This is a genomic window from Paenibacillus sp. alder61, from assembly GCF_020179875.1.
In the GTDB taxonomy this organism is placed as follows: domain Bacteria; phylum Bacillota; class Bacilli; order Paenibacillales; family Paenibacillaceae; genus Fontibacillus; species Fontibacillus faecis.
This window is the reverse complement of the sequence record NZ_JAIUDG010000001.1, coordinates 283211-309457: the sequence shown is the minus strand read 5'-3', so window position 1 is coordinate 309457 and position 26247 is coordinate 283211. Positions and strand designations below refer to the sequence as shown.

The following is a 26247-nucleotide window of genomic DNA, read 5'->3' as shown; positions in this document are numbered from 1 at the left end:
GCACGATCTGGAGGATCGAGTAAAATAAGAGGATATGGCGCCTTTACGGGTTATCACGGTTCGGAGGATCGGGAATGGATATCGACATACTGATTTTGGCTCAGCTGATGCAAGGGCCGAAGCATGGTTATGAAATCAAAAAAAATATCCTGGCTGTACTGAACAGCCAGAGAATGATCAACAACAACTCGCTGTATCCGAAGCTAAAGCGGTTTGAGGAACGGGAAATGGTGAGTAAAACGATGGAGGAACAGGAAAAGAGGCCGAATCGCCATGTCTATGCCATCACGGAGACGGGACGTCGGTTTTTTTTAGAAACCATTCATCATTTTTCGTCGGATTTGATCGAAGCGGATGAGGAGTGGAACCTTCGGTTGGCCTATTATCATTTTTTGGACAAGCCGACGCGTATGCGACTTCTCGTCTTCAGACGACAAGCGTTGGCCGCAAAGCGGCTGCGTCTGGAGAAGCTGGGGCGAGCGGACCGCGACGCGGATCAGCCCATGTTCTCCCGTGAATTGTCGCGTTACCTCCAGGAAATGATGGTGAAGGAAGAAGAGATCATCGTTCGGCTGCAAACCGAGTTGGACCCGCTGTAAAATACCGGACCCGGGACGGGGAAGCAACGCGACCGGAGGCTATTTTGGATTTGCCTTTTTACGATCATACTGATAATATACTTTTTCGGGCAGTGCAGTCTGGCTGAACCGGTTAACTGGAAAGAGGAGACAAGATATATATGCAATTGCTCGAGTGGATAGAGGGGATGTTCCGGGAGTTTGGCTACTTTGTGCTCTTGCTCGGTCTTCCCGTTGATTTCATCGCACTGCCGCTGCCCCCGGGGCAAACGACATTAACCTACACCGGCTACTTGTCGTATAAAGGAGTGCTTGGCTTTCTGCCGTCGATTCTCTCAGGTTTTGCGGGTTCGGCGATAGGAATTACGATTACCTACCTGATCGGGCATCATGTGGGTGCTCCGCTGGTGGAGCGATACGGCAAATGGATTATGCTGAAGCCGGCCTATTTGGAGAAAACGCGTAAAATTTATGATAAATACGGCAACAAAATGTTGCTGATCAGCTTTTTTGTTCCGGGCGTCCGGCAATTTTTCGGTTACTTTGTCGGTATCATCCGGGTGCCGTTTCGAACTTTTGCGCTATATGCTTACCCAGGCGCGCTCCTGTGGGTGTGCGTTTTTGTCGGGATCGGTTATATATTCGGCGAGCAGTGGCAGCAGGTCATCGTGCTGGTGGAGAAATATCTCGTTTATTTCTTCGGAGGCTTGGGCGTTTTATTGGCGGGAATCTTATATATGAAATGGCGGAAGTGGAGAAAATGGAAGCTCAAACAGGTCAAAACTCCATAACGCGAGTGCCGGATCATCGGCAGGATACATAAAAAACGCCGAGATTCGGCGTTTTTTGCTTAACTTTTCTCTTTTCCTTCATCCTTGGTTTCCTCACGAACTTTAACCAGTGACAAAAAGGCGAAAAGATCTCCCAGCACGGTAAGGCCCGCGCCAATGAGGGCCAAATCGTCCGCTGTCACCTCCGTGTTGGTGATTGTATTGTTGCCGCCGCTCGAGTTCTTTTTATTTTTGCTCCTGATCGCCATTTTTCCTCTGTTGGGCAAACGAACCACCTGCTTTAAATCGTCTTTACCTCAGCATATGCCGCGATGTCGTGAAGGGGGTAGGCGCTCTCGAAGGTTGGACTTTCGCCCTTGCCGGCAGTAAGGAGCAATTTGGGCTGGATTCTATGCGGATGCCGTGGCTTTGGGGCGCTTAGCTTAATATGATACCGTATACTGAGATAAGGGAGGGAAAGTCATGTCGGGATATTGCGAAAACGGAAATAACGGCGGATACGTCGGCGGAATTTGGACTTCTACAGGTGTTATTCTGGTACTGTTCATCCTGCTGGTTATCGTATCCAAAGCTTTCGTATAAGACCCCCTTTACGCCGAGAAAGGGCCTTGCTGTCGCAAGGTCCTTTCTCGTGATTTTACTTCTTCGCTGTCCTGGTCTATGATAAAAATAAGAAGAATTTTACAGGTATTATGTGGATTGTAAGGAGGATTTGCGTGCCAAGTTTAGTGTTGGAAGGTGGGACCCTTCGTCCGATTTTTAGCTCCGGCATCATGGATGCACTGCTGGACGAGGGGATCATGTTTCCTTATTGCATCGGCGTTTCGGCGGGGATCAGCAACGGAATTTCCTATATTTCCAAGCAAAAGCGGAGAAACCTGGAGATTATGGAGAATTACCGAAATGACCCCCGATACATAGGGTACCGGAATTTTTTCAAAAGCCGTAGTTTGTTCGGTTTGGATTTCATTTTTCAGGAGATTCCTTCCCGGCTGGTTCCCTTCGATACGGAAACTTACCGGTCTTATACGGGGAAGGTGCTTGTCGGCGTGACCAATGCGCATACGGGGCTGCCCGAATACATGGACGGCCTTGAAGCCGATGAACAGTGGACGCTGCTGCGCGCGACCTGCGCCATTCCCTTTGTTTTTCCGGCGATCGAGTTAAATGGCCAGAAATATTATGACGGAGGACTTGCGGATCCTATCCCGGTCCGTAAAGCGATCGCCGACGGGAATGAGAAGCATCTTATTGTTCTGACCCAGCCGAAGGGGTATGAGAAAAAGCTGAGCAAGCGTACCGTACGGGCGGCTCGGCTGCTCCGCCGCAGATTTCCCAAACTGGAGGAGGTTCTGCTCACCAGGCATAAGCATTATAATGAAACCGTCGCGTTGTGCGAGCAACTGGAACGGGAAGGTCAGGCGATTCTTCTCCGGCCGGAGGTTCCCCTCGACAGCTTCGAGAAGGATATTGGCAAACTGCGCGAAACCTGCCGGCAAGGGTACGAGCTGGCGATGAAGCGAATGGATGAAATCCGGCGTTTATTTTAGCATGAGGCGATCCGAACATGAAAGCTCCGAATCCGATTCGGAGTTTTTTTGCGGGATCAAACCACGGAATAGGCGGAGATTATAAAAAACTACAATTTCTGTCATTAATCACGGAAACTTGGGTTTTATTCACACAAATTTCAAAATTAAGGTTATAATGGGGCAAGTTAGACAAACCTGGCAAGTCACTTCTCAGATCGTTTTCGGTCTTTGCGTATATAGATCTCGAAAGAGATGTATATAAATCGGGTTCGGGAAGGAAGTGAGGCGGCCTTACGTACACTGGAGTAACAGGAAAGAACGGCAGGATGGAAACGGACAACTTCAAAATCAAAGGAGGCATAGGTGATGGCAGCTATTCGTCTATCGAGATTTTTTACGATGAAAGCGGTTACTTCTTTGGGGGTTATGTTGTTTGCTGTTTTTTGTACAGTCCTGTTATCGGAAAAAGCTTCCGCCCACGGTTACGTTGATTCTCCCGGAAGTCGGGCGATATTGTGCAAGAATGGCCAGAATACCGACTGCGGCGCGATTATTTATGAACCGCAAAGTCTGGAAGCGCCGAAGGGATTTCCGGCGGCCGGGCCGGCGGACGGGAAAATTGCCAGCGCCGGCGGCATATTTCCTAAGCTGGATGAACAGTCCGCCACCCGGTGGAGCAAAGTCAATATTTCCTCCGGTCCCAATACGTTCACTTGGAAATTGACAGTTCCGCATGCGACAAGCAGTTGGAAATATTATATTACGAAACCCGGATGGAATCCGAATGCCCCGTTGTCGCGGAATTCTTTCGATCTGACTCCGTTTTGTTCCGTGGATTACGGCGGCGCTCGTCCGCCTTATACCTATACCGATACTTGCAATGTACCGGAAAGAACCGGCTATCATGTGATTTTGGCGGTTTGGGAGATCGCGGATACAGCCAATGCTTTTTATAACGTCATCGACGTGAATTTCGGAGGGACAAACCCGGGAGACACCCAAGCCCCGAGTGCCCCGGGCTCCTTGACTGCCGGTGGAGTGACTTCCACCACGGTCACCCTGTCCTGGAACGCCTCCACGGACAACGTGGGCGTCACGGGATACCGGATTTACCGGGGAGGAAATTTGGTCGCGTCGGTCTCGGGCACGACTTTGAACCACACCGTCACCGGTTTGTCGGCGGATACGGCTTATACCTTCACTGTGAAGGCGGTGGACGCGGCCGGGAACGAATCGGCGGCGAGCAACGCGGTGAACGTGAGAACGGGTCAAGTTGTCAACGATACACAAGCACCCACGGCCCCGGGGAATCTTCATGTAATGGGAACGCCGACTTCTTCCAGCATCCCGCTGATGTGGAATCCTTCCACCGATAATGTCGGTGTAACCGGCTACCGCATTTATCGGGGGGGCACGCTGGTCGAAACCGTAAGCGGCACGACCACTTCGTATACCGTTACGGGACTAAGCGCGAATACGAGCTACAGTTTTACGGTTAAAGCGGTGGACGCGGCCGGGAACGAATCGGCGGCGAGCAACGCGGTAACCGCGAAAACATCCGAAGCGCCTTCCGTACCGGAATGGTCGCCGAACGTCGCCTATGCCGCCGGGACGTTGGTAACCTATAACGGTATCGTTTACGAATGCCGGCAGGCTCATACCTCGTTGCAAGGCTGGGAGCCACCGGCAACGCCGGCGCTGTGGCGGGTGCAGTAAGAGCTCATCGATGATGTGAGGTAAGAGAAATAATTTCATAAGTTGGATCAAAAAATCACTGACCGAAACTGTCAGTGATTTTTTTGTATACTCGTACCGTAAAGAAAATAAATACGCGATGGAGGAATACAAATGTTCTGGAGAATAGAAGCTTTTATCCAAGAATGGGATGAAGAAAGGAAAATAACGGAGAAAGTAATGGCGGCTCTTACGGACGATTCTTTGCACAAACAGGTGATTCCGGGCCGCAGGACATTGGGGGATATCGCCTGGCACCTCACGCTTTCACCGCATTACATGACCGGCTGCGGATTGAGCTTTGACGGGCCGGAGGGAGGAGCGGAAGTTCCCGAATCGGCGGATTTTATTGCGGAACAATACGGAAAAGTAAGCTTAGCTCTGCAGAACGCGGCTCAAACCCAATGGGATGACGACCGGCTACAAGAAGTACAGGAGATTATGGGACAACCTTACCGTAACGGGGAAATGCTGCGGTTTACTCTCATGCACCAAGCCCATCATAGAGGGCAGATGACGGTGCTGATGCGACAGGCCGGATTGAGAGTTCCTGAAGTCTATGGGCAAACCTACGAATCCTGGATCGAAGCCGGGATGGAACCGCTGAAATAAAAAAGGTACAATGGAGAAAATTCGGGGGACCTTCCCTCAAGGAATTGAGGTACCGCTGCATGTCCAAAGCCGATCAGATGTTATCGATTCTCTGGCTTCTCCGTTCGGGCCGGAAAATGACAGCTCAAGAAATCAGCGACAGGCTGGAGATCCATGTCCGTACTGTTTACCGCTGCATTGATTCGTTGTGCGCCAGCGGCGCGCCGATTATTGCCGAGCCGGGTCCGGGAGGCGGCTACAAATTGCTGGGTCGCTTTATGGATTCCCCGCTTATGTTTGACAGGGATGAACAAAAGGCCCTGATTCATGCCGCCACTTTCGCCAGGGAAGCGGGTTACCCTTATACGCAGGCTCTGGAACGGGCGGTGGGCAAACTGAAGCTGTATACCAATGAAGAGCAGCTTAGCGAAATGAAGCGGTCTGATCAAGGCTTGTCGGTCATTCAGACTCCACTGGATGAACGGGAAAGAAATCTTGTGGCGCAGCTGGAACGAGCCTCGGCGGAAGGCAGAACGCTTGAAATGACGTACGCCAAGGGCAGTGGAGCCTCTACTTTTCGAGCGTTCGATCCCTATGAAATCGTGCATTGGAAGGGCTGTTGGTATACGGTAGGGTACTGTCGCCTTCGCGGGAGTATCCGCAGCTTTCGGGTAGACCGAATTACCGACCTGACAACTACGGAGCAGTATTTTCAGCGTCCGGAGCATTTCTCGGCCAAATCGCATCTGTTTGCCGGTCTCCTTCCCGGCTCCCTCGAGAGCGAATCGTTGGTGATCCTCCGGGTTTCCGGGAAAGAGCAGGTCCTGAACGAACTGTGCCGGCATTGGTTATTCGGCCACGCGCTGGTCGAACGGGATCAAGAAGAGGCGGTATTTCGGCTGGGCAAAGAATCGTTGGTTTCCTACGTACCACACTTCCTTCTCCCATACGGAAGGGCCCTGCGCATTCTGGAGCCCGACTGGTTCATCGAAAGACTGATCGAGGTAAGCCTGAACATTGCGGAACACTACCGTGCCGCGAGCGGGCTGCCAAAAACATTACATCAGCCGTGAATTAGGCTGGCAGGAAGCGGGACGGCGTTCCTGCATACGTAACAGCGAGCTGATGCATAGCTCTGGTACAAGCGATATACAGTAAACTTTGATCCATCTCGTTCCGGTAATTGTTATGAGTGGCAAAGGGGACGAGAACGGAATCGAACTCCAAACCCTTTGCCAAATGTGCGGTAGTTACGACGATACCTTCGTGGTAGTGCTGGCTGTTGAAGTCTAGCCTATTGGCGGGAATATCGCGGTTTTGCAGATAACGGTAGACACGATCGACTTGAGCCGACGACTTACAGATGATCCCCAATGAGCGGTACTTTGAACGAAGAAAATTGTCGGTATGCTGATGAATCCGGTCCATTTCTTCGGAATCTCCATCGCATGGCTCTATATGAGGTTCCTCGCCGTGCCGTTTTACGGGAATGAGGTCCGGGTTGTTTTTGATCGTCCGGGCAAATTCGGTGATTTCCAAGGTGGAACGGTAGCTCTGATTCAATTGGACGGTATCGGCGGCCGGGAGCATGGACTTGATTTTTTCCAGCGAAGTCGAGGAGTACGGATTCACGGATTGCCCGGCATCGCCAAGAATCGTTTTCTTACAGGTAAATAAAATCGAGAGCACCGCGTACTGAACCGGCGTATAATCCTGCATTTCGTCCACGACCAAATGCTTCACGAATTCATAAGGCGTTAAGCCTTCATAATAATGTTTTAAATAAATCAGCGGAAATACGTCGCTGTATTCGATCGTTTTGGGGCGCAGGGGTTTGAAGAGTTCGGGCTTTCCCATGTAGGCGTAAAACGCCTTGTATAAGGTTAGAAGATTGGGATGCCGATACATTTTTTGAATGGCGGAGCGGATACTCCGGGCTGCCGACGCGGAAGGTTTTTCACCGTCCGGCCCCTTGAGTTCTGCGATAATCAGGTCGGCGACCTTCCCCAATCTTGCTTTCACCGGCATTCTGCGCAGATCATAGAAGCGCGTGCGGATCAGTTCCTTGGGAATAAAGAAGGATTGTATTTGCAGATCGGCAGCAACCAAGTCGTTAAGATCTGAAAACTCGATAAACTCGTCCAGTTCCGCGACGAATTCGACTCTGGATTTATAGGCGATGCGCTCTTTGACTTGCGGATCATCCCGCTGAATCAAGTCCACAACCTGCTCGTCGAAGGTTTGGAAGCGGCAATAGCGGTCCAACTCGGCGGAGGCGAGTTCCTGGACTCCGGTCTCGAGCATATTTTCCTCTCCGAGTTCAGGCAGAACATTGGAGATGTAATCGGAGAACACCTTGTTGGGAGACAGAATCAAAATGTTGCGGGAAGTCAGCACGCCTTTCTGTTTATATAGGAGGAAGGCGATCCGGTGGAGGGCCACCGAAGTTTTTCCGGAGCCGGCCACGCCTTGAATGATCAGCTCGTGTGAGGTTTCGTTCCGGATGACGGCATTCTGTTCCTTTTGAATCGTCGCGACGATATTTTTCATTTTTTCATCCGATGTGGCGCTAAGTTCTTTTTGCAGGACATCGTCATGGATATTCATCGAACTTTCGATCATATATTCCATACTTCCGTTCCGGATCTTGTACTGTCTTTTCAAGGCGATCAGACCTTCGACTTTACCGTCCGGCGCCTCGAAGTAAGCGGGGCCGCGCTCAAAATCATAAAAAAGCGTGGCTACCGGCGAACGCCAGTCGTAAATCAGATTGGTTTGATCCTCTTCTTCGGAAAACGCGTGAATTCCAATATAAAAGGGTTCGTCGTCTTCTTCGCCGTTCAATTTAAAATCCACCCTCCCGAAGTAAGGGGACTCCAGCAGCTTGCCCAGCTTTCTCAGCTTGTCCTTGGCCTTCTCTCCCGCATCGATCCGGAGGCCGATATCCATCCGGTTTGCCGCTCTTTCGGCCGGATCGAGTTGACCGATGTTGGACCATACATATTTTTTGGCATCAATGATCTCTTTGTAGGATACGGATACTTGTTGACTTATCTCCTCCACAGCCTGCCGGAGCTTGTTTGTTATTTCCTTCAGAAACATGCTTTCTTGCGTTTCGGTTCGGTTGATCATACCGTTGCCTCCTCTTGTCGGAATACCCCTAAGTATAGAAGCAACGCCAAAAAAGTATAGACTTATACTTTCCTTTGTAATATTATATTTTGTACGTGGCTCCAAAAATACCTATACAAAATAACGGTTGGTCCAAGGTTTTGCCTTGTTCCAACCGTTTTTGTTGTTTCCTTTATTTTACGTTGAGTACTTCGACAACAGGATCGGTCTCTTGCTCATAATCCACGCCGTCCACTTCAAAGCCGAACAATTGGAAAAATTCCCGGCGGAATCCCTCCAGATCGGAGAGCCGGTAAATATTTTCCGAATCCAGTTCATCCCACAGCTTCGCCACTTCGGCTTGCACATCGTCTCGCATTTCCCAGTCGTCGATCCGAATTCGACCTTCCGCGTCTACCGGGGTTTCACCGCTCACGTATAGTCGGTCGGCAAACAAACGGTACATCTGCTCGATGGTTCCCTCATGAATGCCTTTTTCCTTCATGGTCTTATAAAGCGCGGACATATAAAGCGGGACAACCGGAATCGCGGAGCTGGATTGGGTGACCAGCGCCTTGCTGACCGTAACGTAAGCCCGGCCTCCGCCTTTCGAGAGGCGGTCCGAAAGGTCTCTGGCCGTCTGTTCCAGATGATCCTTGGCCCGGCCGATCGTTCCTTCCCGGTAGATCGGCTGCGTGATGTTGGAGCCGATATAGGAGTAAGCGACCGTCACGGCATGTTCCGCCAACGCACCGGCTTGTTCCAGGGCATCGATCCACAGCTTCCAGTCATCACCGCCCATGACGGTTACCGTATCGGCGATTTCCTGTTCGCTGGCCGGCTCAAGCGTAACGGTGCTGACTTCGCCGGTATGAAAGTTCACGGTTTTGTTGGTATAAGAACGACCGATCGGTTTCAGCACGGAAGTATGTGTCTCACCGGTTTCGGGATGAGTCCGGCGGGCTGTCGCCACACTATAAACGACCAGGTCGACCTGCCCCAGTTCGCTGCGGATCAGGTCGGCCGTTTTCCGTTTGGTTTCCGCGGAAAAGGCGTCTCCGGTCACGCTGAAGGACTTCAGTCCGGCTTCGACGGCGGCTTTCTCAAAAGCGGCCGAATTGTACCAGCCGGCGGAAGCGGTTCTTGTGGCGCTGGCCGCGCTCGGACGGTAAACTCCAACGGTATTGGCTCCCGCTCCGAAGGCGGCGACGATGCGGGAAGCAAGCCCGTACCCGGTGGATGCGCCAATGACAAGCACATTTTTGGGACCGTGAATCGCCGGGTGTTTCTTTACATAGTCAATTTGCTGCTCTACCTGGCGAGCGCATCCTTCCGGATGGGCCGTAGTGCAAATAAAGCCGCGGGTTCTAGGTTTAATGATCATAGAATCGGTTCGTTCCTTTCTTCAAAAACTAAACTATAGCCTATTTTAAATTTGATTGATCTTCACTATTGTACCTGTAATTTTGAATTTGCAAAAGTTTGGTCACAAAGTACGACTAGATTGAACGAAATTGAATGATTATGAAATATTTTGGTTGTTTTTTAATGATTTTATGGTACTATAGGAGCAGATGGAGGTTTTGATTATGCTGACAGAAGAGAGATACGGAGTAATTTTACAGCGCTTACAAGAACGTGGCGTCGTGAGGCTCCAAGAGTTAACCGAGCTGTTGGGTGCCTCGGAATCTACCGTCAGGCGGGATCTTGTCGATCTTGAGGAACGAAAACTGTTAAAGCGCATTCACGGAGGAGCCGCCCTGCCGGGGCAAAAAAACCTCGAACCGGGAATGGAAGAGAAAACACTCAAAAACGTTCAAGAAAAGCAAGTCATTGCTCGCTTGGCCGCCAAGCAGCTTAATGACGGAGAATGCATTTATCTGGATGCAGGTACTACGACATTAACCATGATCCCCTACATTGAAGCGCGGGATATTACCGTTGTCACCAACGGACTGTCCCATGTCGAGGCGCTGGTAGCCAAAAATATACGGAGCTATCTGCTCGGCGGGATGATGAAGATGCATACCAAAGCCGTAATAGGCAGCATCGCGCTCCAGAACATGGACAATTTCAGGTTTGACAAATGTTTTTTGGGAGCGAATGGGGTGGACCCCAAGATGGGATATACTACTCCTGACCCGGAAGAAGCGCTGATCAAGAGGCGGGCCCACGAGTTATCCGGCAGCAGCTATGTCCTTGCCGATTCCAGTAAATTCGGTGAAATCACATTCGCCAAACTGTTCGATCTGGAGGAAGCCGTATTAATCACTGAAGCGGTGCCTCAGCCTTGGAAAGATCCGATCGGGCGAAAAACTAAAATAATCGAGGGATAACATATGATTTATACTGTGACATTAAACCCTTCTATTGATTATGTGGTAGAGGTTCAAGATTTAAAGCTGGGAACTTTGAACCGGATGGAAAGAGATCTGAAGCTTCCCGGCGGGAAAGGGATTAACGTATCCCGGATATTGAGCAGACTCGGCGCGGAGAATACCGCACTCGGGTTTCTTGGCGGCTTTACGGGCAGTTTTATCGAACAATTTTTGAATAAAGAGTCCGTACGTACCGATTTTGTGCAAATTTCGGGAGATACCCGAATTAACATCAAACTGAAGCATGGTGAGGAAACGGAAATCAACGGCCTGGGACCCAAGATCGGACCGGATGAATCCGCCGCGCTGCTGCACAAGCTTTCGACGCTGAACGGCGAAGATATCGTCGTCTTGTCGGGGAGCGTTCCCCCTTCGCTCGGTGCCGGTTTTTATGAACGGCTGATTGCGGTCTGCGAGCAAACCGGAGCCCGGTTTGTCATCGATACGACCGGGGAGGCTCTGCTTAGAGCGCTGGAACATCGTCCTTTGCTGATTAAGCCCAATCATCATGAATTGGCGGAATTGTTCGGAGTGACTTTGGAATCGAAGGAAGATATCATCACTTACGGTCGGAAACTGCTCGAGAAAGGAGCGCAGCACGTGCTGATCTCCATGGCTGGAGAAGGGGCCTTCCTGATCGCCGGAGACAAGGTCTATCACGCGAACGTTCCGTCCGGAACCGTCCGGAATTCGGTAGGTGCCGGGGATTCCATGATCGCCGGGTTTGTGGGGACGCTGGCCCAAGGCGGAGATCTGCTGGAAGCGTTTCGTACCGGAGTCGCTTCGGGGAGCGCCACGGCGTTCTCCGACGATTTGGCGACGGGAGAGAAGATCGAGCAACTGAAAGGCCAGGTCGCAATTTCGCAGTGGTCGTAAGCAGTGGTCGTAAGATCGTGATCTTATTGGGAAGACATTAAACAGGAGAGTGAGCAAAATGAGAATTACGGACCTGATGATCAAAGAAGCGATGATCATGGACCTGGCGGCGACCACGAAGGAAGCGGCCATCGATGAGCTGATCGCCAGCTTGGCCAAGAACGGACGGATCAACGATCCGGTGGAATTCAAACAAGCGATCCTGAAGCGTGAAGGCGAGTCCAGCACAGGGATCGGCGGCGGCATTGCCATGCCCCATGCCAAGACGAAAGCGGTCAACCAACCGACCGTCGTGTTTGCGAAAAGCGCTAAAGGTGTGGATTTCGAAGCCTTGGACGGCGAGCCGGCATACTTGTTCTTCATGATCGCCGCCCCGGAAGGAGCCGGAAGCACCCATCTGCGCACGCTGGCCGCGCTCTCGCGGCTGCTGATCGACAGCGATTTTATCGATAAGCTGAAAGAAACAAAAACGCCGGAAGAAGTCGCGGCTTTGTTCGATGCCAAGCAGGCGAACGAGGAGGAAGCGAAGAAGCCGGCGGAGGCGCAGGCAACAGCCCAGGCGCCTAAGAATGCCGCCGCTGACGCGCCAGCGGACGAGGAAGCGTTTGTGATCGCGGTAACCGCATGCCCGACGGGAATCGCCCATACGTTTATGGCCGAGGATGCCCTGAAGAAGAAAGCCAAGGAGATGGGCGTCAGCATCCGGGTCGAAACGAACGGCTCCGAGGGAGCGGGCAATGTGCTGACCCCGGATGAAATCCGCCGGGCGAAAGGCGTGATTATCGCCGCGGACAAGAACGTCGAGATGGCCCGTTTTGACGGGAAGCCGGTGCTGCAGCGTCCGGTCAGTGACGGAATCCGCAAGCCCGAGGAACTGATCCGGAAGGCGCTGAACGGCGACGCGCCGATTTATCGCAGCGCGGGCGGCGGAGCCGTAACGGAGAAAGGCGAGAAGACCGGAATCGGCAGCGGCATCTATAAGAACCTGATGAACGGGATATCCCACATGCTGCCGTTTGTCGTCGGCGGCGGGATCCTGCTCGCCATCTCCTTTCTGATCGAACAAGTGGCCGGCGAGAGCAGTCCGCTGTTTCAACTGCTGCAGACGATCGGCGGGGGGAACGGTGCGTTCCATTTCCTGATTCCGATTCTCGCCGGATTCATCGCTATGAGTATCGGTGACCGCCCCGCTCTGATGCCGGGGATGGTCGGCGGGTTGATGGCCGTCAACTCGAACGCGGGCTTCCTTGGCGGTCTTGCGGCCGGTTTCCTGGCGGGCTATGTCGTCATTTTGCTGCGCAAAGTGTTTGCGGGCTTGCCGAAAACTTTGGAAGGCTTGAAGCCGATTCTGCTTTATCCGATATTCGGCCTGTTGATCGCCGGGACGGTGATGTTCTATGTGGTTGATCCGATTTTCAGCTGGATGAATGAAGGCTTGATCAATGTATTGAACAATCTGGGCACGGGGAACATGGTGATCCTTGGTATCATCCTCGGCGGCATGATGTCGATCGACATGGGCGGTCCGTTCAATAAGGCGGCGTATGCCTTCGCCATCGGGGTGTTTACCTCCAGCGGCAATACGAATGGAGCAATGATGGCCGCCGTAATGGCGGGCGGGATGGTACCGCCGCTGGCGATCGCGTTGGCCACGACGTTCTTTAAACGTAAATTTACGGAGCAAGAACGCAAATCGGGCCTTACCAACTACATTCTGGGCCTATCCTTTATTACCGAGGGAGCCATTCCGTTCGCCGCTTCCGATCCGCTGCGTGTCCTGACATCCTGTATTCTGGGCTCCGCGGTGGCGGGCGGATTGACTCAACTATGGAAAATCAACGTGCCTGCGCCGCACGGCGGGATCTTTGTAGCCGCGCTGGCCAACCACGCCTTGCTGTTTATGCTCGCGGTAGTCATCGGAGCCGTTGTTTCGGGTTTTGTGCTCGGCGTTTGGAAGAAAAATGCGGAGCCACAAGGCTAAACGGATTCAATATTGTACGAAAAGGGATGTCCCCGGCGCCACATATTTGGCGGGGACATCCCTTTTTTAATCCGCCTTGGAATTCTTGAAAGACCAATGCTAACTAACTTTTTTTGTTTTTATAGTTGACAACTATTCTGCCCCATGGTATATTATATTTCGTTCGCTAATGATATGGGGCGTTAGTTCAGTGGGAGAACGCTTCGCTGGCAGCGAAGAGGTCAGGGGTTCGACCCCCCTACGCTCCACCATATATCGCGGACTCTTAGCTCAGTTGGTAGAGCAGTTGACTCTTAATCAATTGGTCCAGGGTTCGAGTCCCTGAGAGTCCATCCTTTATTGAGAAATACCCCCTCGTTTCCGAGGGGGTATTTCTTTTTTGCACAGAGTGAAACGTTCAATCGTCGAAAGTGACGGCCGTAATCCGGGATACGGGAACCGTGATCCTTTGTCCGGTTTCATCCTGCAATTCGAGCGAATGGTACTGGACGGACACCAAGGTCCCCCGAATCAAGGAGGAGTCGATTTGAAGGGTCAAGGTTTTACCCAACGCGGCCCTCAGCTTCTCGCGGGTATCCGGGTCCGGAAACCTGCTTTCTTCCAAGCGCTTTTCCATCCGGTCGAGCCGGTCGGACAACAACTCCAGCCTGGCTTGAAGGATGCGAATACGCCGGCGCATCGGAGAATACAGTAAAAATCGCAGCAGACTCATGGCATTTCACCTCACTTTCCGGTAGGGATGTCGGCTCCCCGGGAATCTATGATTTCCCCCGGGAGTTACTATAGAATATGTTTGATAGTTTGATAGGGTATGGACCGAAAGCGCGGTTGTACAGGATTGGGGTTTTGTGGTTCAATGAGGGAAAAGAGGTCTACGTATGATTTCCATGAGGGGGAACTCAGAAATGAACCGCTCCACAGTTGCACCGATCCAGCCGGATCATATCTCGCTGCCGGTACATTTTCCGCTGACGATCTCCAGCTCCACCGGGGTAACGCCTTCGTTTCAGCGGCTTCATTGGCACAGGGCACTTGAAATCAACTGGATCGCCGGCGGAAGCGGTATTTATTTGATCAACGGTCAAGAATTTCAATTCGAACGGGGCGATCTCTTTCTGATTGACTCCCACGATTTGCATCGGGCTTTTGAGGGCAAGAATCTGGAAATGGTGATCGTCATGTTCGATCCGACGCTCTTAGCCCCCGAACAGAGGTATGATCCGGATATTATGCAGCCGTTTCGGCAAACGGGAGTGTGCTTCTCCAATCATATATCGCATACCCATCCCGCGAGCCCGACGCTCCGCGGTTATATCGAAACCATGATGCTGGAGTATAGCAGCGCTTCCCCCTCCCATGCTTCGGTCATCCGCGGGCATTTGCTGCTGTTTCTGGCCGAGGTGAACCGGAAGTGTCGCTTGAATCCCGGAGATTCGCGGCGCACGAAGGCCAAGCACCTGGACCAGATCCGCCAGGTGATCCGGATGATGGACGCCGAGCTGGCCCGGCCCTGGACGCTGAAAGAGTTGGCGGAGCTCGTCCATTTAAGCCCTTCGCGATTCAGCGCCTTGTTCAGTCAAATGGCGGGAACGTCGCCGATGAACTATCTGGTTCAACTGCGGCTGGATTACGCCGTAAGCCTTTTGGAACAGGGAGACCTCAGCATCCTGGAGATTGCGGAAGCCAGCGGGTTCCGCAATCTGTCGAACTTTAACCGCTTGTTTCTGCATCATATCGGGATGCCGCCGAGCACCTTGAAAAAACGGCTGTTAGGTGAAGAAAAACAGTAAGATTGTATCAGAAAACAGGACTATTGCAGAGGAAATACGATAGTCCTGTTTTGTATGCTGGAGGAGAAGGAGAGATGCGTATGGGGTATTTTTTGGGCGTGGATGCCGGCGGGAGCAAAACGTTCTGCCTGATTGTGGACGATAAGGGAAATGTACTCGGGCGGGGAATAGCCGGCAACGGAAACCATCAGATTCATGCGTCGGAAGCGGAGCAAAATATCGCCTCAGCTTGTTTGCAAGCTTTAGCGGAGTCGAAACTCTCCCCCTCGGCGGTCGATCACGCTTTCTTTGGTCTTGCCGGAGCGGATCGTGAACCGGATTTTCGGGTGCTGCGGCCCATGATCGCAAGGCTCGGGTTCCCCCGCTGGTCGATCGCCTGCGATACGATGATCGCCATGCGGGCGGGAACGGACCGGCCCTTCGGAGCGGTGGTCATCTGCGGAACCGGATTTAACGCGGCCGCCCGGAACCGGGCGGGGGAAGAACTGCAATACGGCGGTTTTGGCTATTTGTTCGGCGACGGCCAAGCGTCCGGAAGGGACTTGGCCAATTTCGCTTTTCGCTCGGCGATCCGGGCTTGGGACGGACGGGGCAAACCGACGCTGCTTCAAGATCTCGTGCTACGGGCGACCGGGTTTCCCGGCGTACCGGAGATGAGGGACGCCGCTTTGGACAACGGCTACGTCCCGCCCTTACATTTGGCGCAACTAGTGTTTGAGGCGGCCGCTCAAGGGGATGAGGTTGCTTCGGCACACCTCACCGAACAAGGACATGAATTGGGCAACGCGGCGTCTGTATTGATCCGCAGGCTCGGAATGGAGAACGAAACGTTTGATGTCGTGCTCGGGGGCAGCGTTTTGGCCAAAAGCACCACCAGCCTCATGCAGGACGCCCTGGCGGAAACCGTGCGTCTGACCGCGCCTCGGACCCGGGTTACGCGGATTACGATGGAACCGGTCGCCGGCGCCGTACTGAGCGCCATGGATCGGGCGGGTTTCGTAGCCGGTCCCGAGATGCTAAAACAGCTTGAGAAAATAACTTTTGCCGATAAAAAGGGAGTGGTGAATCAATGAAGGAACAAAACCGGAAGCACGTGAAAATCGCGGTGATCGGAGGCGGATCGTCGTATACCCCCGAACTGGTGGAAGGACTGATCCAAGGGTACGATGAAATGCCGGTATCGGAGCTTTGGCTGGTGGATATCGAACAGGGGAAGCACAAGCTGGAAATCGTGGGGAATCTCGCTAAGCGGATGGTGAAAAAGTCGGGACTTCCCATCGAAGTCCATTTGACTTTGGACCGCAGAGCCGCGATTCAGGGAGCGGACTTCGTCACCACGCAAATGCGCGTGGGTCTGCTGGAAGCCCGAAAGCTGGATGAGCATATCCCCCTGCGGCACGGTGTAATCGGGCAGGAAACGACCGGTCCCGGAGGGATGTTCAAGGCGCTGCGGACGATTCCGGTCATTCTTGAGATTTGCCGGGATATCGAAGAGCTGGCTCCCCAAGCCTGGATGCTGAATTTCACCAATCCGGCGGGGATGGTGACGGAAGCGGTAACGAAATACTCCCGCGTAAAAACCGTCGGACTGTGCAACTCACCGATCAACTTCAAGAAGTTTCTTGCCGAGGCGTTCGGTACGCCGGAAAGCCGGGTATTGCCCGAATTTGTCGGAATAAACCATCTGCATTGGGTGACCTCCGCGCTGGTCGACGGGAAAGAGGTGCTGCCGGAGCTTCTTAGAGGGAAGAAGGAGTACTCGGCGAGAAACGTTCCCACCCTCGGATGGGACCCGCAGTTTCTGCAGTCGCTCTCCGCGATCCCGACCTACTATTTGAAGTATTATTACATGACGACTGAAATGCTGAACGAACAAATCGCCTCCTTGGAAAAAGACGGGACCCGGGCCGAGGTCGTCAGCCGGGTGGAGAAAGAGCTGTTTGAATTGTATGCCGACGAATCGCTGGAGGAGAAACCGAAGCAATTGGAACAGCGCGGCGGAGCTTATTACTCCGAAGCGGCCGTCCATTTAATGCAGTCGCTCTATACGGGACGGAACGACATTCAAACCTTGAATGTACCCAACGGCGGGATTTATGATTTCCTTCCGGAGGACGCCAGCATCGAAATCAATTGCGTCGTCACCGCCGGCGGCCCGATTCCGCTGGCTCCCCGGCATGTGCCGCAGCATATCAAGGGACTGCTTCACGCGGTAAAGACGTACGAAAGCCTGGCGATCGACGCCGCGGTCAGCGGGGATCGCGGACTCGCGCTGCAGGCGATGGTTCATCATCCGTTGGTCCCGTCGGTTTCGACGGCAAAGCTGCTGCTGGATGAAATGCTGGAAGCGCATCGCAGTTATTTGCCGAACTTTTATGTTTAAAAGGCAGCCCGGTACCCTTTGACGACCGAGTAGGTAAAATAAAGGCCATTTACGCCGCTATTTTGTCGAAATCGTCCCTTCGGTGAGAAATAGCGGTCTTTTGCGGCCTTATTTTAGGGAAAAGCGGGCCGAAACCTGATTTTTGGACCCGCACCAGAGAAATAAGGTCCTTTTTGGCCGTTATTTTTCTCGAAAACGAAAATTGGGTCGAAATAACGGCCTAAAACGCCGCTATTGCCGTGGGCGACCGGGGAAATGGCAGGCTCTTGGTCGCCGGATTCAGCCCGCTACGCCGAAGTAAGAATCTAACATAGACAGTACCAGAGCGGAGAATGCTCATTTTCTCCTACTGTGATGGCTGATGAAGCATTAATGCCCATAAACGCCCGGTGCCCGAGAGAAGGCGCCGGGCTGTTTTGGCGCTGCGCTTTATGTTATATTTTGTTTAGTGAGCAAGGACATGCACGGTTCTCAAGACAGCCGTGACGACGACCGAGGGAGAGTGGGCAAGTGATCAAGCATATCGTATTGTTTAAACTGAAAGATTCGTCTCCGGCAAGTATCGAAACGACCGCCGGGGTGCTTCGCGGACTCGAAGGCAAGGTGGAGCAGCTTCGCGACCTGGAGGTAGGGATCGATGTGGTGAAATCGCCCCGATCCTATGACATTGCTTTGGTAGCCACCTTCGATTCGCTGGAGGATTTGGAAGGTTATCAGGTTCATCCCGAGCATCAAAAAGTGATCGAACATATGACGCAGGTCCGGGAAAGCCAGGTTGCGGTGGATTTCGAATTTTAAAGCGGCGCGCCTGACGGCCCAAAAGGAGGAAGCCCCTTGTATTATGTGAACCGGGAACAAATCGAACGCAGGCTGAACGTGCTTCCCGAGCTGGAGCAAGTTTTTGCGGCGGCCAGCTCCGCCGAGGACAATCCGCTTCTTCTTCGGTATGCGGAGGAACGGGCGCTTCATTTGGCAATCGAGATCGTAACCGATGTAGGAAGCTATCTGATTGACGGATTTATTATGCGTGATGCCAGCAGCTATGAGGACATTATAGATATAATGCGCGATGAAAAAGTGATCGGTCAGCATCTGTTCGAGTTGTTAACCGAACTGGTGCGATTGCGCAAACCGCTCGTGCAGGAGTATTTCGAATGGGACCGGAGCGCCGGACAGGCGCTTGCCCGGAAACTCCCGCCAGCCATGGAGGAATTCGCGGGAAATGTCCGCTCCTATCTGGACAAGGAGAACATTCCGTCCTAGAGAGGCGAACCGATTTTTTCTCCCGCGCAGTGGCAGGACGAACCCCTCCCGCTTATAATGAACTATCGATATAGGCATTCGCCCGGTTAGGGTAAGGCCGGATAAGGAGAGATGTAACGTGAGTAAAAACGCGAAGGGTTGGATTTGGGGAGCCGCGATCGGCGCGGTCGTCGGCTCGGTAACGGCATTGTTGTTCGCTCCGAAGCCGGGACGGGAACTGCGCAAGGATATCGCCGACGGAGCGCGTCAGGTTGGGGAGAAGACGCAGCAGGTGGCCGAGAAAGTCGGCGAGCAAAGCGCCGAACTGGCCAGCCGTGTGAAGGAAACGGCCGGCGGCCTCGTAAGCGAATTCCAGGCTTGGCGCGCCGCCAAGGAGAAGGAAACCTTGGAAGAGAAGGAAGTACGCGTATTGTCCATCGAAGAAAACGAGGCGCCGGAGGAGACGGCGTTGATCGGTGTGGCCGAGGAAAAGGAACAGGCCGATAGTGAAGTCTCTCGCGATCAGAACGCTGCCGTAGGCGAGACGGAACAGAATTCATAATACCGGCCGGACCGCCGGTCAGGATGAAGACCCGAAAGGGTCTTTTTTCCGTCCTCCGGATAATAATGGAAGCCTCCTGCTCAGTTGTCCCTCCGCATAAATTGAGTTAAGATTTAGGTACGCTTTATGACCCGAATACATAAAGTAGAAAGAGAAACGAAATTAAAATAACTAGTCTAAAGGAAGCGGTATGTTCGTGCAGCAGCAAGCCATCGCAATACTGGACTCCGGTGTGGGAGGCCTTACCGTCGTTAAGGAAGTCATGAGACAGCTTCCCCGGGAGAAAATCATTTATTTCGGGGATACCGCGCGAGCTCCCTACGGCCCCCGATCCTCCGAAGAGGTTCGCCTCTTTACGGAACAAATCGTTCGATTCCTGGTTCAATTCGATCCGAAAATGATCGTTATCGCGTGCAATACCGCTACAGCCGCGGCTCTGGACTATATCCAATCCAAGGTCGCCGTCCCCGTGCTCGGCGTGATCCATCCGGGAGCCCGCGCGGCCATTAGCGCCACGAAGACCGGAAAGATCGGCGTGATCGGGACGATCGGCACGATCCGCAGCGGGGCCTATACCGCGGCGCTAAAGGAGCTGAATCCGGCGATAGAAATCGTCAGCGAAGCTTGTCCTACGCTCGTTCCCTTGGTGGAGCAGGGGCGTTATGAAATGCCGGAGGCCCTGCAGGTAGTGGAAGAGGCACTCCGTGAAATTCGGCAGTATCCAATCGATTGTTTAATCCTCGGTTGCACTCATTATCCTTTTCTGACTAAAACGATGACCCGGGTGATGGGCCCTGCGGTGAAACTGATCAGCTCCGCGGATGAAACCGCCCGGGAGATCAGCACGGTGCTTCATCAAAAGGGAAGGCTCGCGAGAGGCAGCGAAATCCCTGTGCACCAATTTTTTTGCAGCGGTGACCCGGAGCTGTTCCGGAGCATTGCGCTGCAGTGGCTCGGCAGACAGATTGAGCTCACTCCGATTGTCTGGCAGGTATCCAACCCGTCCTGATAACCGCAGAACCTTTGGACTTGGTGCCAAAGGTTTTTTGCTGTTCTCCCCTCGCAAAAATACGCCTGTGACGCAAAATCGTGGTTAATTATATGCATAGCAAGCATTTCCTGCCCGTATTTTGTGTAAAGTAAAATAGAGGTTAAGGGAAATCATATATTATGTGAAAAAGGAGCAACTTTATGCAACTCATTGCCATGATTACGATGCTGATCGACCACATCGGGCTGCTGTTTTTTCCTGGCGAGGTGATCTGGAGGGTGATCGGCCGAATCGCTTTTCCCCTTTACGCTTACGCGCTGGTCCAAGGATACGCGCACACCTCCAATTTCAAAAGATATGCCACCCGTTTGCTGCTGATTGCCGTGATTTCCCAAATTCCGTACCAGCTCGTGCTGAACGATGCGGGGCTGAATGTCGTGGTCACTCTGCTGGTGGCCATCCTGGTGCTGAAAATTCTGGATCACACCCGGCCCGGAGTCCTTTCGGTGCTGATCATTTCGGGTTTCGCCGTCTTTATGGAGGTTTTGCCGTTTGATTATGGGGCATATGGACTGCTTCTCGTGCTTATATTCAAATATGCGCAATCCACCGGGATGCTGCTGATGCATTTGTTGTTGAATTGCGTTTATTTATTCTCCTACGGGTGGACCATCCAGATGATCAGCATTCTGCCTACCTTGGTGATCGCCTATGGTCCGGGCTTATGGAAACATTTGGAGTCCATGCGGGTGCCCGCTTGGGTCTGGAGGTCGTTTTATCCGGCGCATCTGTTCGTTCTTACCCTTGTCGTTTACGTCGTAAGACTGGGCGCGGGGGAATGAATTTTAGGCGGGAAAGGATGGGGATGGAGTGAATTTCGATCGGAAGGCCGGGCATGTTCGACCGCTGGTAACGGTAAAGAATTTTAACGGGTATCGGAATGCCGATTATGTAAAACAAGTGCGGGAACTGACGCGGCGATATCCCGGCATCCGGGCCAGACCCATCGGGCAGAGCGTGCTTGGCGAACCGCTGCTTGCCCTGGTGTTGGGAGCGGGCCCGGAAGCCATCCATATGAACGCGGCCGTGCATGCCAACGAGTGGATCACGGCCCCGCTGCTGCTCCGGTTTGTGGAGCGGTTGGCGGAAGCCCGGGAGGCCGGGGAGGCGTGCGGCCTGGATGCCGTCACCCTCTGGACGGTCCCCATGGTCAACCCGGACGGCGCCGACCTGGCGCAGGACGGCATTCCGCCCGGCTGCGCGCGGGCGGAGGAGCTCGCCGCGTGGAACGGCGGCAGCGGCGATTTTCGCCGCTGGAAGGCCAATATCCGCGGCGTCGATTTGAACGACCAGTTCCCGGCCGGCTGGGAACTGGAGCGGGAGCGCCGGGGCGTGAGCGGCCCGGCGCCGCAGGATTACGGCGGTCCGCATCCGCTCAGCGAGCCGGAGGCGGCCGCCCTGGTCCGGCTGACCCGCGAAATGCGGTTCAGCCGGGTGCTCTCCTTGCACACGCAGGGCAAGGAGATTTACTGGAACTACCGCGAGCGGGAGCCGCGGGAGGCGGAGGCGTTCGCGGCCCGGCTTGCCGCGGCCGGCGGATACCGGGCCGTAAAGCTTACGGGAAGCGATGCGGGCTACAAGGACTGGTTCATCGACGAGTTCCGCCGCCCCGGGTTTACCGTGGAGGTAGGGGAAGGCGTGAACCCCCTGCCTTTGGAGGACTTCGAGGAGATGTATAAAGAACTGGAACCGATTCTGGCCGAGTTTATCCGCGGATAACGCGGCTTTTTTTTGAATATATAAATGTATATTTGAACGTATATAGAAAAAATGGGTATCTTATCTTATAACGGTATAGAGAGGGGGAGTTCCATGAAATGGTCAAAAATCTGGTCGCTCCGCCGTTGGGGGCATGTGTTCCGCCGGCTTCCCGGGCTAATGCGGTCTCCCCGCGTTCCATTGACGGACAAGCTGCTGATGGCGGTCCCGGCGGTATTGTATTGGGTTCTGCCTGACGTCCTGCCGTTTATACCGATCGACGATATCGCGGTGACGATGCTGCTGATGAATTGGTTTGTGGACCGGGCGGAGCGCAAGGATAGTCAGCCCCCGAGGGAAATCGACAAGGACAGGTTGATACGATGAGCGTGAAAAATACCCCGTGGACAAGAGAACCGCAGGAGCTTTTGTGCACCTGCGGTTTTTGGATTGTGTCGTCGTGTCAATGAAGAGGATATCAAGATGCCGTCAATGGGCTCGAACCATATCCTTTCGCCGATAAACACCGTATATAAGCCCGATGGCTCCCAGTTGCGCCATCAGCCCGCTTCCTCCATAGCTGATCAGAGGGAAGGACACGGCGGAAATCGGGAGAAGCCCCAACGACATGCCGATGCTCCATACGAATTGAACGGAGAAGAAAGCTCCGAGACCGGCGATGAGCATTTTCCCGTACGGATCCCGAACGGACTTGGCCGCATTGACCAGTTGGGTGACAAACAGCAGGACGATCATCAAAACAAGGATGCCGAAAACCCAGCCCAGGCTGTAAATCAGATAGGTGAACACGTTGTCGGAATGAATTTGGGGCAGCACTTCCATGGACGAGCCGAATCCATGCCCCCGCCATCCCGCCGAGCGAACAGCCTCTTCAATTTGGAGGTAAAGGTACCCCGAGCCCTCCGCATCCTCCCAGGGGCGCAAAAAAGCGCTCAGCCGCTCCTGACCGTAACCGCTGAGCAGTAACGGCAATACAAAAATCGACGCGACCATGGAAAGGTAAGTCAGGACCCAACGCCAGCCGTATCGGGAAAAGCACAGCATCAGAGCGAAGGCGACGGCATAGAGGATCAGGCTCGGGAAGGACGGAATCACCGCGAACAGCAGCAACGGGAGGATTCCAAGAACAACAAGCTGCCCTAAAGCGGTCCGGCGCTTTTCGTACTTCCGGGAGAGAGCACCCGCCGCCGCAATGAGAAACAAATAAGGACAGATCGCGGTGGGGTTAACCCCACCGAGGATAAAAACGCGCAAGCCGTTTACGTTCGGGCTCACATAGTTGGTGATCCATATAAGAACAACCGCCAGCCCGTATAACATCCATGAATAATTGTTCAGAATCCCGTAATGGACACGGCTAAGAATGAACAAAACGGCCAATCCGATCCCTATAAAGACCGCCTGCTTGCCGAAAAAATCGATGTCGTACCAAAGTCCTTCTCCGGCTTGATAACTGAGCCGCACGGCGTACATAGCCAGCAAAGCGATCGTCAGCAGCAGAGCCAGGGAGAGCAGCATCATCCACGGCACGCGCGGCCGGTGCACCCTGTTCAACCCTTCGGCGACCGAATCCGTATTCCCCATCTGAGCCATGGCCTGCCGCGCGGCGGCCTCGTCATCCAAACCCTCGGCCCGCTTGGCTTCCCATAGCTCGTCCAAATGGCCGGCGATCTCCTCTCTTATTTCTTGGCGCAGTTCGCGCGCTTTGACCTGCCTGGATACCCGGTTCACATATTCTTGTAATAGCGGATGCAAGTTTTTCATGCAGGTCCCTCCCCGAGTACCCGATCCACAGCCCCCCGGAACAGCTGCCATTCGCGCTTCTTCTCCTGAAGCTGGCGCCTGCCGCTGTCCGTGATCCGGTAGTACTTGCGCTTTCGACCTTCGGCTTCCTCCCAATAGGCTTCCAACCAGCGCTCCGTCTCCATGCCATGAAGAATCGGATAAAGCGTTCCTTCCTTCAAAGCAAAGGTCCCGTCCGACATCTGTTCAAGCTCTTTGATCAACTGGTAACCGTATAAATCCCGCTTGTCCAGCAGTGTCAAAATCAGCATGCCGGTGCTTCCCTTGAGCAGTTCCTTATTAACTTTCAAGCAGACACCACCTTTCCAAATTCATACAGCCATTATACATAGATTTAGTATGCATAGCAATCCTATGTATCGGAACATTAGGATCATCCCTATTAGTTCTTAACCCGGACGAAACGGAAATATCCGGAAGCCTGGCCTTGCTTGTTTCACGGCATTTCTTTACAATAGGTATGCTGGAATGTCACTTAGGATAGGAGAGATCATATGAACGTCAAAATTACCCGCAATGCGGCAAAGGTAATAAAGAAGGAACTGGAAAAGGAAGAGAACCAGGGGCTGGCCCTGAAAGTGTTCATCACTCATTCGCACGGCGATCACGCCCACTATGGCTTGGACCTGGTGAAGCCCGGCGACAAGGATCAAATCATCAAGACAGACAAGGAAATCGATGTGATCGTGGAAGGCACCGATCCGTTGCTGGACGGCGTCAAAGTCGATTACTTGTATTTTCCCCAGGAGGGCTTCGTTATCACCAACCCTTCCAAAGGCAACCACGGAGATCATTAATTATTCGGTTCAGTTCAGTTCGGTGAAACCGTTAAGCTCGGCACTTAAAAATTCCCAAAATGGGACGATTCTCGCGCTCGAGATTCCCATTTTGGGAATTTTTTTTGTCTACGGTGGATTGTGCACCGATCGGGTTCGTGAAATGCTTTAGGGGAATGGAAAATCGGCAAGGATCGTGCTATAATGAACAATCGTATATTAGTACAGTAGATAAAAAGAAGGGAAGCATCATGGCTAACGATATTCGGATTTGCGATAAATGTAATCATATTCGTATGAAGACGATGGTACCGAAATTGCAAAAGCTCGCACCGGACGCCGACATCAAAATCGGCTGCAAATCGTATTGCGGCCCTTGCGGCAAAAGAGCGTTCGTATATATTAACGGCCGTTACGTGAGCGCGCCGACGGAGGATGAAGTGCTGGCCAAGGCCGCCCCGTTTGTGAAAAAACCGAAACTTTAGAAGACGGCTGGTTGGGGCTGCCGGGAAATTGAACCGGAAAACGCGGCCAATGGATTGCCGCCGGGGTCTATGCCCCGGCGTTTTTTTTTGTATTTCGCTTGACATGTTCATGACTTCATTTTAAAATCTAACTAGTTAGTTTATTTTAGTGGAGAAGATGATGATGACCGAAAGAAAGAAGAGGACTTACGATGCCGCCCGCACTAAAGCGATCATTCTTGATGCGGCGGAAGAGCTGTTTGCGGAACATGGCTACTCCGCTACGCGAATCGATGCGATCGCTGATGCGGCGGGCTATAACAAAAGTCTTATCTATCAGTATTTTAAAGATAAGTTGGGACTTTATACGGAGGTGGTCAAGCGGGCGGACCTGTTCGGAAACAAAATGTCGGAAGAGCGGGTTGGGGACCTGCTTAAGGATGAGACAACCGCTTCGGACCCGGACAAGTTCCGACAGCTGCTTGAACAGGTGATTGACTTTTCCTATCAGCTATTGACGGATCATCCCCGTTATTTGAAAATATTCGCCTGGGAAGCCGCTGAGAACTGGAAGACGTGGAAGCAAATCGCCTACAATCCGGATGATGATTTTCCCCGGTTGTATGAATTGACCTTGGCGGCGAAGAAGAATGGAATAATCAGACGGGACATGGAACCGATGATGGTGCCGATGATTCTGATGAATACGGTAATCCCGTTCCTCCAATCTTTCCGGAGATTTAGCGAGATTTTTCCGGATGACCGTATGCCGCCGATGACGCAGGAACAGTTTAGAGAACAGATCGCAAAATTCGTTATTTACGGCGTAATGGAGCCAAGTATCCTGTAGCTTAGGGAGCTTGGCCATATTTTCGCTTTAAATAT

At 52.9% G+C, this 26247-nt stretch carries 29 protein-coding genes and 2 tRNA genes; 25 read left to right on the top strand and 6 right to left on the bottom strand.

Annotation, left to right across the window (positions count from 1 at the left end):
* The first annotated feature begins 74 nt into the window (after nt 1–74).
* Together LBW89_RS01355 and LBW89_RS01350 are read left to right on the top strand one after the other, a co-directional pair.
* Entirely contained in the window at nt 75–599 is a 525-nt protein-coding gene (locus LBW89_RS01355; protein WP_148450486.1) for a PadR family transcriptional regulator, read from the top strand.
* A 140-nt stretch (nt 600–739) separates the two neighbouring features.
* A complete protein-coding gene (locus LBW89_RS01350) occupies nt 740–1369 on the top strand; it encodes a DedA family protein (protein WP_148450485.1) in 630 nt (209 codons plus the stop codon).
* Between the two features lie 59 nt (nt 1370–1428).
* On the opposite strand, the gene LBW89_RS01345 is transcribed toward LBW89_RS01350, so the two are convergent.
* Nucleotides 1429–1635, bottom strand: coding sequence for a hypothetical protein (locus LBW89_RS01345; protein ID WP_148450484.1), 207 nt, complete (start codon nt 1633–1635; stop codon nt 1429–1431).
* 196 nt (nt 1636–1831) lie between these two features.
* On the opposite strand from LBW89_RS01345, the gene LBW89_RS01340 reads away from it, so the two are divergent.
* The 5 genes from LBW89_RS01340 (at nt 1832) to LBW89_RS01320 (ending at nt 6299) form a co-directional block, all read left to right on the top strand.
* Nucleotides 1832–1951: a YjcZ family sporulation protein gene (locus LBW89_RS01340; protein WP_211373258.1), complete on the top strand. Its 120-nt coding sequence runs from the start codon at nt 1832–1834 to the stop codon at nt 1949–1951.
* A 134-nt stretch (nt 1952–2085) separates the two neighbouring features.
* Nucleotides 2086–2919: a patatin family protein gene (locus LBW89_RS01335; RefSeq protein WP_148450483.1), complete on the top strand. Its 834-nt coding sequence runs from the start codon at nt 2086–2088 to the stop codon at nt 2917–2919.
* Nucleotides 2920–3267: 348 nt separating this feature from the next.
* Nucleotides 3268–4617, top strand: a complete 1350-nt coding sequence (locus tag LBW89_RS01330; protein WP_148450482.1) for a lytic polysaccharide monooxygenase — start codon at nt 3268–3270, stop codon at nt 4615–4617.
* 132 nt (nt 4618–4749) lie between these two features.
* Nucleotides 4750–5247, top strand: a complete 498-nt coding sequence (locus tag LBW89_RS01325) for a DinB family protein (RefSeq protein ID WP_148450481.1) — start codon at nt 4750–4752, stop codon at nt 5245–5247.
* Nucleotides 5248–5306: 59 nt separating this feature from the next.
* Complete coding sequence (locus tag LBW89_RS01320) at nt 5307–6299, top strand: helix-turn-helix transcriptional regulator (RefSeq protein WP_225038271.1); 993 nt, start codon at nt 5307–5309, stop codon at nt 6297–6299.
* A 1-nt stretch (nt 6300) separates the two neighbouring features.
* Here LBW89_RS01320 and LBW89_RS01315 read toward each other — a convergent pair whose 3' ends face one another.
* Both LBW89_RS01315 and fabV read right to left on the bottom strand, forming a co-directional pair.
* Complete coding sequence (locus tag LBW89_RS01315) at nt 6301–8358, bottom strand: HelD family protein (RefSeq protein WP_225038270.1); 2058 nt, start codon at nt 8356–8358, stop codon at nt 6301–6303.
* Between the two features lie 172 nt (nt 8359–8530).
* Complete coding sequence (fabV, locus tag LBW89_RS01310; protein ID WP_225038269.1) at nt 8531–9721, bottom strand: enoyl-ACP reductase FabV; 1191 nt, start codon at nt 9719–9721, stop codon at nt 8531–8533.
* Between the two features lie 205 nt (nt 9722–9926).
* On the opposite strand from fabV, the gene LBW89_RS01305 reads away from it, so the two are divergent.
* From LBW89_RS01305 to LBW89_RS01285, 5 genes are all read left to right on the top strand, one after another.
* A complete protein-coding gene (locus LBW89_RS01305; protein WP_148450477.1) occupies nt 9927–10673 on the top strand; it encodes a DeoR/GlpR family DNA-binding transcription regulator in 747 nt (248 codons plus the stop codon).
* Nucleotides 10674–10676: 3 nt separating this feature from the next.
* A complete protein-coding gene (gene pfkB / locus LBW89_RS01300) occupies nt 10677–11591 on the top strand; it encodes a 1-phosphofructokinase (RefSeq protein ID WP_148450476.1) in 915 nt (304 codons plus the stop codon).
* 58 nt (nt 11592–11649) lie between these two features.
* Nucleotides 11650–13572 (top strand): fructose-specific PTS transporter subunit EIIC, encoded by a 1923-nt coding sequence (locus LBW89_RS01295; protein WP_148450475.1) that lies wholly within the window; start codon nt 11650–11652, stop codon nt 13570–13572.
* Between the two features lie 176 nt (nt 13573–13748).
* Nucleotides 13749–13823, top strand: a tRNA-Ala gene (locus tag LBW89_RS01290).
* A gap of 8 nt (nt 13824–13831) precedes the next feature.
* Nucleotides 13832–13904 (top strand) — tRNA-Lys (locus LBW89_RS01285).
* 65 nt (nt 13905–13969) lie between these two features.
* Here the strand turns inward: LBW89_RS01285 and LBW89_RS01280 are convergent.
* The gene (locus LBW89_RS01280) at nt 13970–14284 is read right to left on the bottom strand and encodes a hypothetical protein (RefSeq protein WP_148450474.1); all 315 of its coding nucleotides are present in this window, start codon (nt 14282–14284) and stop codon (nt 13970–13972) included.
* A 193-nt stretch (nt 14285–14477) separates the two neighbouring features.
* Between LBW89_RS01280 and LBW89_RS01275 the strand changes: the two genes are divergently transcribed.
* The 10 genes from LBW89_RS01275 to LBW89_RS01230 all read left to right on the top strand — a co-directional run bounded on the left by LBW89_RS01275 (nt 14478) and on the right by LBW89_RS01230 (nt 22685).
* The gene (locus tag LBW89_RS01275) at nt 14478–15362 is read left to right on the top strand and encodes an AraC family transcriptional regulator (protein WP_225038268.1); all 885 of its coding nucleotides are present in this window, start codon (nt 14478–14480) and stop codon (nt 15360–15362) included.
* 80 nt (nt 15363–15442) lie between these two features.
* Complete coding sequence (locus tag LBW89_RS01270; protein WP_225038267.1) at nt 15443–16435, top strand: N-acetylglucosamine kinase; 993 nt, start codon at nt 15443–15445, stop codon at nt 16433–16435.
* Nucleotides 16432–17745 (top strand): 6-phospho-beta-glucosidase, encoded by a 1314-nt coding sequence (locus tag LBW89_RS01265; protein ID WP_225038266.1) that lies wholly within the window; start codon nt 16432–16434, stop codon nt 17743–17745. The genes LBW89_RS01270 and LBW89_RS01265 overlap by 4 nt, the downstream gene beginning before the upstream one ends.
* A 510-nt stretch (nt 17746–18255) precedes the next feature.
* A complete protein-coding gene (locus tag LBW89_RS01260) occupies nt 18256–18543 on the top strand; it encodes a Dabb family protein (RefSeq protein WP_225038265.1) in 288 nt (95 codons plus the stop codon).
* 36 nt (nt 18544–18579) lie between these two features.
* A complete protein-coding gene (locus tag LBW89_RS01255) occupies nt 18580–19008 on the top strand; it encodes a DUF86 domain-containing protein (protein WP_225038264.1) in 429 nt (142 codons plus the stop codon).
* Between the two features lie 118 nt (nt 19009–19126).
* A complete protein-coding gene (locus tag LBW89_RS01250) occupies nt 19127–19549 on the top strand; it encodes a YtxH domain-containing protein (protein WP_148450468.1) in 423 nt (140 codons plus the stop codon).
* Nucleotides 19550–19739: 190 nt separating this feature from the next.
* Complete coding sequence (gene racE / locus LBW89_RS01245; protein ID WP_148450467.1) at nt 19740–20558, top strand: glutamate racemase; 819 nt, start codon at nt 19740–19742, stop codon at nt 20556–20558.
* A 182-nt stretch (nt 20559–20740) separates the two neighbouring features.
* A complete protein-coding gene (locus tag LBW89_RS01240) occupies nt 20741–21382 on the top strand; it encodes a TraX family protein (RefSeq protein WP_225038263.1) in 642 nt (213 codons plus the stop codon).
* Between the two features lie 28 nt (nt 21383–21410).
* Entirely contained in the window at nt 21411–22319 is a 909-nt protein-coding gene (locus LBW89_RS01235; protein WP_225038262.1) for a M14 family metallocarboxypeptidase, read from the top strand.
* A gap of 93 nt (nt 22320–22412) precedes the next feature.
* The gene (locus LBW89_RS01230; protein ID WP_213505202.1) at nt 22413–22685 is read left to right on the top strand and encodes a hypothetical protein; all 273 of its coding nucleotides are present in this window, start codon (nt 22413–22415) and stop codon (nt 22683–22685) included.
* 102 nt (nt 22686–22787) lie between these two features.
* Here LBW89_RS01230 and LBW89_RS01225 read toward each other — a convergent pair whose 3' ends face one another.
* Both LBW89_RS01225 and LBW89_RS01220 read right to left on the bottom strand, forming a co-directional pair.
* Entirely contained in the window at nt 22788–24083 is a 1296-nt protein-coding gene (locus LBW89_RS01225; protein ID WP_225038261.1) for an FtsW/RodA/SpoVE family cell cycle protein, read from the bottom strand.
* A complete protein-coding gene (locus LBW89_RS01220; RefSeq protein ID WP_225038260.1) occupies nt 24080–24412 on the bottom strand; it encodes a PadR family transcriptional regulator in 333 nt (110 codons plus the stop codon). The genes LBW89_RS01225 and LBW89_RS01220 overlap by 4 nt, the downstream gene beginning before the upstream one ends.
* Nucleotides 24413–24616: 204 nt before the next feature.
* Here LBW89_RS01220 and LBW89_RS01215 point away from each other — a divergent pair, with 204 nt between their 5' ends.
* The 3 genes from LBW89_RS01215 to LBW89_RS01205 all read left to right on the top strand — a co-directional run bounded on the left by LBW89_RS01215 (nt 24617) and on the right by LBW89_RS01205 (nt 26212).
* Nucleotides 24617–24919 carry an iron-sulfur cluster assembly accessory protein gene (locus tag LBW89_RS01215; RefSeq protein WP_148450463.1) on the top strand — a complete coding sequence of 101 codons (303 nt, stop codon included), beginning with the start codon at nt 24617–24619 and terminating at the stop codon, nt 24917–24919.
* Between the two features lie 230 nt (nt 24920–25149).
* Nucleotides 25150–25383, top strand: coding sequence for a DUF1450 domain-containing protein (locus LBW89_RS01210; RefSeq protein ID WP_213505199.1), 234 nt, complete (start codon nt 25150–25152; stop codon nt 25381–25383).
* A gap of 163 nt (nt 25384–25546) precedes the next feature.
* On the top strand, nt 25547–26212 hold the full coding sequence (locus LBW89_RS01205) for a TetR/AcrR family transcriptional regulator (RefSeq protein WP_170287023.1): 666 nt from the start codon (nt 25547–25549) through the stop codon (nt 26210–26212).
* Nucleotides 26213–26247: the final 35 nt, after the last annotated feature.